Annotated in this window: 6 protein-coding genes; 4 read left to right on the forward strand and 2 right to left on the reverse strand. The window is 70.8% G+C overall.

All coding sequences use genetic code 11. From position 1 onward, the window contains the following. Positions 1-556 precede the first annotated feature (556 nt). Entirely contained in the window at positions 557-2,389 is a 1,833-nt protein-coding gene (locus ACWD38_RS29805; RefSeq protein WP_450125398.1) for a rhamnogalacturonan lyase, read from the forward strand. A 118-nt stretch (positions 2,390-2,507) separates the two neighbouring features. Here ACWD38_RS29805 and ACWD38_RS29810 read toward each other — a convergent pair whose 3' ends face one another. After that, on the reverse strand, positions 2,508-3,101 hold the full coding sequence (locus tag ACWD38_RS29810) for a TetR/AcrR family transcriptional regulator (RefSeq protein WP_184479555.1): 594 nt from the start codon (positions 3,099-3,101) through the stop codon (positions 2,508-2,510). A 95-nt stretch (positions 3,102-3,196) separates the two neighbouring features. On the opposite strand from ACWD38_RS29810, the gene ACWD38_RS29815 reads away from it, so the two are divergent. Beyond that, entirely contained in the window at positions 3,197-4,150 is a 954-nt protein-coding gene (locus tag ACWD38_RS29815; protein ID WP_450125399.1) for an alpha/beta hydrolase, read from the forward strand. 262 nt (positions 4,151-4,412) lie between these two features. Beyond that, positions 4,413-5,324 (forward strand): bacteriocin fulvocin C-related protein, encoded by a 912-nt coding sequence (locus ACWD38_RS29820; RefSeq protein WP_184479557.1) that lies wholly within the window; start codon positions 4,413-4,415, stop codon positions 5,322-5,324. 17 nt (positions 5,325-5,341) lie between these two features. On the opposite strand, the gene ACWD38_RS29825 is transcribed toward ACWD38_RS29820, so the two are convergent. Further along, the gene (locus tag ACWD38_RS29825; RefSeq protein ID WP_450125400.1) at positions 5,342-5,776 is read right to left on the reverse strand and encodes a MarR family winged helix-turn-helix transcriptional regulator; all 435 of its coding nucleotides are present in this window, start codon (positions 5,774-5,776) and stop codon (positions 5,342-5,344) included. A 95-nt stretch (positions 5,777-5,871) separates the two neighbouring features. On the opposite strand from ACWD38_RS29825, the gene ACWD38_RS29830 reads away from it, so the two are divergent. Next, entirely contained in the window at positions 5,872-6,759 is an 888-nt protein-coding gene (locus tag ACWD38_RS29830; protein WP_184479559.1) for an amidohydrolase family protein, read from the forward strand. The last annotated feature ends 174 nt before the right edge of the window (positions 6,760-6,933 follow it).

The raw sequence follows: 6,933 nt of genomic DNA on the forward strand, positions 1-6,933 counted from the left end.
GAGGGAAAAAGCTGTCCTCGCGAGGAAACCGCTGAGAACCCGCCGGTGGTCACCTTGCTCAAGCTGGTCACTGCTCAGCGGCTTCGCCGCTGACAGGACAACGACGAACAACGCCGCTCACTTGGAAATTCAAGCTCAAAGACGGGCAGCGAGGAGCCGTCTTCCGGCACGATCCCGCTGCGGGTCGGCGGGCGGCGCGGTGCCGCCCGCCGATTCCCGGGCACGGGCACGCGACCACTCTCGTCCACAATGGACGAATTCGCCCTAGGTCCCGCTCTCCGCGGCGAACCGTCACCGATCGCGCGCTGCCGAACGGGCTCCCCTGCACCGCGCCGAAGTGGTCCGTCCGGCGGTCCGCGGCGACGCAGGTGGCCGCTTTGCGGCGGATTCACGCCGGGCGTCGCCGATCACCCTTGCCAGTGCGCGGCGAGCGAACCTACGCTTCGGAAAGCGCTTACCACATTTCCATTCGACGAGCGCAGGACTGCTCCATCCACCGGGGTGCGACCAGGCACCCTCGACCTGATCGGCACCGTCCTCAATGGAATCATTCAAGGTGAACAACTCCCGATCCCGCCGCCGGGCACTGCTTCCCGTGCTGGCCGCCGCACTGCTCCCGGTCACCTGGCCGTTACCGCAGGCGGTCGCCGCACCGCCCGCGGCCGAGCCCGGCCGGGCCGCCGTCAGCGTCCGGTCCGGCGACGGCAACTTCGTCTCGTGGCGGCTGCTCGGCTCCGACCCTGCGGGCATCGCGTTCGACGTCTTCCGCGACGGCACGGAGCTGACGCCCGCGCCGCTGACGGGCCCCACCGGCTTCTTCGACGCGGGCGCACCGCCCGAAGCCCGCTACACGGTCGTCCCGGCGACGCCCGGTGGCGCCACGATGGCCGCGTCGCAGGCCCGGTCGTTCGCCGCCGACCACCTCGACGTCCCGCTGCAGATCCCCGACGGCGGCACCACCCCCGACGGCACGGACTACACCTACAGCGCCAACGACGTCAGCGTCGGCGACCTCGACGGGGACGGCGAGTACGAGTACGTGGTCAAGTGGGATCCGTCCAACTCGAAGGACAACTCGCAGAGCGGCCACACCGGAAACCAGATCGTCGACGCCTACAAGGCGGACGGCACGCTGCTGTGGCGCATCGACCTCGGGCGCAACATCCGCGCGGGCGCGCACTACACCCAGTTCCAGGTCTACGACTACGACGGCGACGGCCGGGCCGAGGTCGCGATGAAGACCGCCGACGGCACCGTCGACGGCGCGGGCACCGCCCTCGGCGACGCCGACGCCGATCACCGCAACGACGGCGGTTACGTGCTGGACGGACCGGAATTCCTCACCATGTTCGACGGGGAGACCGGCGCGGTCCTGCACACCACCGACTACCTCCCGCAGCGCGGCGACGTCGGCGAGTGGGGCGACGACTACGGCAACCGGGTGGATCGCTTCCTCGCCGCCACCGCGCAGATCGGGGACAAGCCCGCTCTGATCCAGGCGCGCGGCTACTACACCCGCACTGTGATCACGGCGTGGCACTTCGAGGGCGGCGAACTCGTTCCGCTGTGGACGTTCGACAGCGATGAGGCGGGCGAGCAGTACGCCGGGCAGGGCAACCACAACCTGTCGGTGGCCGACGTGGACGACGACGGCAGCGACGAGATCATCTACGGCTCGCTGGCCCTCGACGACGACGGCACGCCGCTGTGGAACACCGGATACGGTCACGGCGACGCGCTGCACGTCGGCGCCTTCGCCCCGGACAACGAGGGCCTGGAGGTGTTCAAGGTCGACGAGAACTCCGACCAGCCCGGTTCGTGGCTGGCCGACGCCGCCACCGGTGAGATCCTCTGGGAGACCGAGCCTTCGGGCGACAACGGCCGCGGCGTCGCCGGGGACATCTGGGCGGACAACCCCGGTGCCGAGTACTGGTCGGCCGCCGACGACCGGCTGCGCGACTCCGCGGGCGCGGAGATCGGTCCCGCTCCCGGTTCGATGAACTTCCTCGTCTGGTGGGATGGCGACGCGACCCGCGAACTGCTCGACGACACCCGCATCGACAAGTACACCGGCGACGGCGAGCGGCGCCTGGAGGACTTCGAGGGAGTCGCCTCGAACAACGGCACCAAGGCCACCCCCGCGTTGTCCGCTGATCTGATGGGCGACTGGCGCGAGGAGGTCGTCTACCGCACCGAGGACAGCAGCGCGCTGCGGATCTTCAGCACCGCGGAACCGACCGAGCTGAGCCTGCCCGGCCTGATGGAGGACCGGCAGTACCGGCTGGCCGTCGCCTGGCAGAACACCGCCTACAACCAGCCCCCGCACCCGAGCTACGACCTCGGCGATCAGGACGCCGCCACCCGCAGGGAGTCCGGCCCGCTGCCCTGATCCGGAGGACACCTCTCGCGGACCGCACAGGTGTCCCGCGGGCGGGCCGTTCGCCTGCGAGCCGGGGCGAACGGCCCGCTCACCCCGAACACCGCTGCCGCGCAACGGGAATCCCGGTTCAGCTCCGGCGCGGCAGGGTTTCGGCGAAGGCCGCGAGGACATCGGCGAGCACCTGGCCGAACGAGGTCTCTCCCCCGCGCTGGGCGAGTTCGGCGAACGCGAGCTGGGTCAGCGCGAGCAACGACGTCGCCAGCGCCCGCGCCCGCAGATCCCCGGGGGCCCAGCCCTCGCGGCGGCAGATCATGTCGGTCACGAACTCGACGATCCGCTCGACCCGGCCGAGCACCAGGGCGAACACCTTGGAGTCGGCGGCGATCGCCTTCTCGAACAACCGCCGCTCGTCGCTGACGCCCGGCCGCTCGGAGAGCTCGGCCATGGCGGCGCGGACCGTGATCGTCAGGTCCTCGTACAGCTCCCCGGTGGGGCCGCCGCCGACGAAGACCTCGATCTCCGGCCCGGAGGGGAGCTCGTCGGGCCCGAGCACGGCGGAGGTCTTGTCCGCCAGCAGGTTGAACACCGTGCGGCGGCTCAGCTCGGCGGCCTCGGCGAGGTCGTCCATCGTGAAGCCGTCGAACCCGCGCGCGATGACGAGCTCGCACGCCTTCCGCTGGATGAGCGCGCGACGCTCCAGCAACTTGCACTCCCTGGACATGGAGTGCATTGTTGCACTGAGTCCTCGCCCAGTGCAAAGGCGTCACGCCGCGCACGGGCCGCCGCACCGACATCGAGCACGAGAGGCGACGCACGTTGAACGCAGCACCACCGGCCCGGATCGCACCGCTGACCTGGCTCACGGCCGCCACCGCCAAGTTCGCGCTCCCCGCCCTGATCCGGCCGTTCCGGATCGCCCCGCTCAGCGAGCGCACGATCGACGAACCCGAGGTCGTCCACGTCCCGACCCGGCACGGGCGAGTCCGCTGCTTCGTGCACCGCCCGCACCCGGACGCCCCGCTGGCGAACGGCCGTCCCCCCGTGCACCTCAACATCCACGGCGGCGGCTTCATCATCACCGAGCCGCGCCAGGACGATCACCTCGCCACCTACCTCGCGGCCGAGGCCGGCGCGGTCGTGGTGAACATCGACTACAGCACCGCCCCGCAAGTCCGGTTCCCCGTCGCGGAGGAGCAGTGCTTCGACGTGCTGCGCTGGGTCGCGGACTCCGGCGACGCCCTGGGCTGGGACGGCGAGCGGATCAGCCTCGGCGGCGGGAGCGCGGGCGGGAAGCTCACCCTCTCCACGCTCCAGCTGGCGCACCGGGCGGGCGCGCCCCCGGTCCGCGCCGCCGCCGTCGTCGTGCCGCTGGTCGACGCCACGATCCCTCCGCAGGACTACACCTCGGCGCTGCCCCGCCCGCAGGTCGGCCCGTGCATCGCCCGCCTGGTCCGGGACACCTACTTCGTCGACGCCGAACGCCGCGCGGACCCGCTGGCCTCGCCGCTGCTCGACCCGGACATCGCGGCGGCGCTGCCCCCGCTGCTGGTGATCAGCGCGGAGCACGACACGCTCACCCCGCAGATCGAGCGCTTCGTCGACCGCGTCACGGCGGAAGGCGCACCGGTCACGCACCGCGGCTTCGAGGGACGCGACCACGGCTTCGCCGCCCAGCGCTCCACCGGCGCCGCGGTCCTGCGCGAGTGCGCCGACCTGATCGCCGACCACCTCCGCACCCACCTCGCCCGCACCACCCCGAACCCGACCTGATCGACGCGGCGGGTGCACACACCGACATCCGGCGCGGATTTCCGGACCGCAACGGCGAATTCGGCGAATCGAGGACGGTCGCACGACCCGATCGGCCGAGATGGCCCGCGTTCGCGCAGGAATGATTACCGAATCCCCCTCCAGCAGGACGCCCGGAACCTTTCCGGATCACTCTGATCGCTCATTGACCAGCGTGAACGGCGAATGGTTCCGTTCAAACAGGTAATCGCCGCAATCGACGCGCGCGACATGGGGGGATTCGATGCAGAACTCCGACGACCGCTGGGTGCTGGCCTTCGACGGCTCGTGCCGACTCTGCCGGACCACTTCCCGAGCCGTGGCCGATGTCTGCGGTGACGCGCTGGAAGTCATCCCGCTGGCGCGCGCGGACGTGCGGGAGTGGCGCGAGCGGGCGCTCGGGGCGAATCCGCCGTGGGCACCCACGCTGATCCGCGTGCGCTCCGACGGGGTGGACGCCTGGACCGGGATGTCGCTGGGGCTCAACCTGGTCCGGCACCTGGGAGCGCGCGCCACGCTGGCCGTGCTCGGTGCGCTGGGCCGGACGCGCCGCGGCACGCGCCGCGTCCGGCTCGGCGGCCTGCCGCTGATCGCCGGTCTCGCGGTCGCGGCCGGTCTGCTGAGGTTCCGGCCGCGCGGCGGTGACGGCGACGATCCGGACGCCTGGGTGGCGGCCAACCGGGACCGGCTCCCGCAGTCCTACGCGGCGGTCGTCGAGCATCCGATGGCCTACCGGAAGGCGATCTTCAACGCCTCGTCGGCGGCGGTCAAGGGCCGCCTGTGGGTGGAGCACCTCGAGCAGTACGGCGCGCAGCACCCCGAGCTCTCGGAGCACCAGCAGCGGACGCTGCGGCGTGCCGCGGACGTGCTCGGGGACGAGTCGCTGCACGCGCAGCCGTCGCCGCCCGAGCTGGACCGCGTGCTGGAGGACCTGCGGATCGACGTGACCGCCGCCTTCGGCGGGGAAACCCAGGCGCTCATCGCGACCCTCGGTCCGCCGGATCACGGCACCGCCAGGAAGACGGATTGCCAGTGCAGCACCAAGAGCGACTACTGCTGGATGGGGTGCGTCGACAGCGACGGCGGCTGCCGCGAGGTCTCCGGATGCGGGTCCGGCTGGGCCTACACCTGCAACGGGTGGTGCGAAGGCCCCTGATCCGAGCGAACCCGCGGTCAAGTGTCGGGAAAAGCGATGCCGCGCAGGGTTTCGCGGAGTTCGTGCAGGAGTTCCGGTGGCAGGTGGGCGAAGCGGGCGGTTTGCGCTTCGTCGATTCGCCGGCGGGCCTCGTCGCGGAGGCGGTGGCCGTCGTCGGTCGCGGTGATCCGCTTGTTCCGGCGGTCGGCGGGGTCGGGGCGGCGGGTCACGAGGTCGCGGTCCTCCAGCTCGTCGACGAGCGCCACGATCTGGCTCGGGTCCAGGCCGACGAGGTCCGCCAGCCGCCGCTGGGTCACTCCTCCCGAGCCCTCCGCGACGAAGGACAGCACGGAGTAGGAGCGCACTCGCAGGCCCAGCGGGGACAGCGCTGCGCTCGCGAGCTTCGCGACCACTCCGCTGGCGCGGGACAGCAGGAAACCCAGGTCTTCGGCGAACGGCTCGGGCCTCTCCACATCCGGACAGTAGCAGTCTTCAACCGTTGAACTCCTCAACGGTATGTGGTTGCCTACGGTCCGGACGCGGTGAGTTCCCGAGGGGCGGCGACACGATGAGCAGGTACGAGTACGGCATCGACTTCGACGGGATCACCGCGCTCGACTTCCACGCGCACATCGAGATCGACTCCCACGGGAACCGGTCGCTCGACGACGACCTGATGGCGGCCTCGGAGCGGTACTTCAAATCCGGCGCGGAACGCACGCCGTCGCTGGACGCCGTGGCCGAGCACTACCGCGAGCGGGGCATGGCCGCGGTCGTGTTCACCGTCGACTGCGCCGCCGCGACCGGGCACCCCGCCAATTCGATCGAGGAGATCGCCGACGGCGCCGCGCGGCACAACGACGTGCTCATCCCGTTCGGCTCCGTCGACCCCTGGCAGGGCAAGGCCGCCGTCGACCGCGCCCGCAGGCTCGTCGGCGAGCACGGGGTGAAGGGCTTCAAGTTCCACCCCAGCCTGCAGGCGTTCGAGCCGAACGATCCGCGGTTCCACCCGCTGTACGCGGCGATCGCCGAACTCGGGGTGCCCGCGCTGTTCCACACCGGGCAGACCGGGATCGGCGCCGGGATGCCCGGCGGGCACGGCATCAAGCTGCGCTACTCCGACCCGATGCTGCTCGACGACGTTGCGGCCGACTTCCCCGAGCTCACCATCGTGCTGGCGCACCCGTCGGTGCCGTGGCAGGACGAGGCGATCTCCATCGCCTCGCACAAGTCCAACGTCCACATCGACCTGTCGGGGTGGTCGCCGAAGTACTTCCCGCCGCAGCTGGTGCGCGCGGCGAATTCGGTGCTGCGGCACAAGGTGCTGTTCGGATCGGACTTCCCCGTGATCCAGCCCGATCGGTGGCTGCGCGACTTCGACCGGCTGGAGATCAAGGACGAGGTCCGGCCGTTGATCTTCAAGGAAAACGCACTCAAGGTCCTCGGCATCCGATGACCCCTCAAAGGGTCCTCGCAGAATGGCGATCGTTGTCCTGTCAGTGGCGGAGCCGCTGAGCAGTGACCACCAACGCAGATCGACCACCCGCGGGTTCTCAGCGGTTTCCTCGCGAGGACGGCTTTTTCCCTCGTGGCGGAGCCACTCGGGAAAAAGATCCCGCAGCGCGGGAGC

The organism is Saccharopolyspora sp. NPDC002578 (assembly GCF_053592695.1).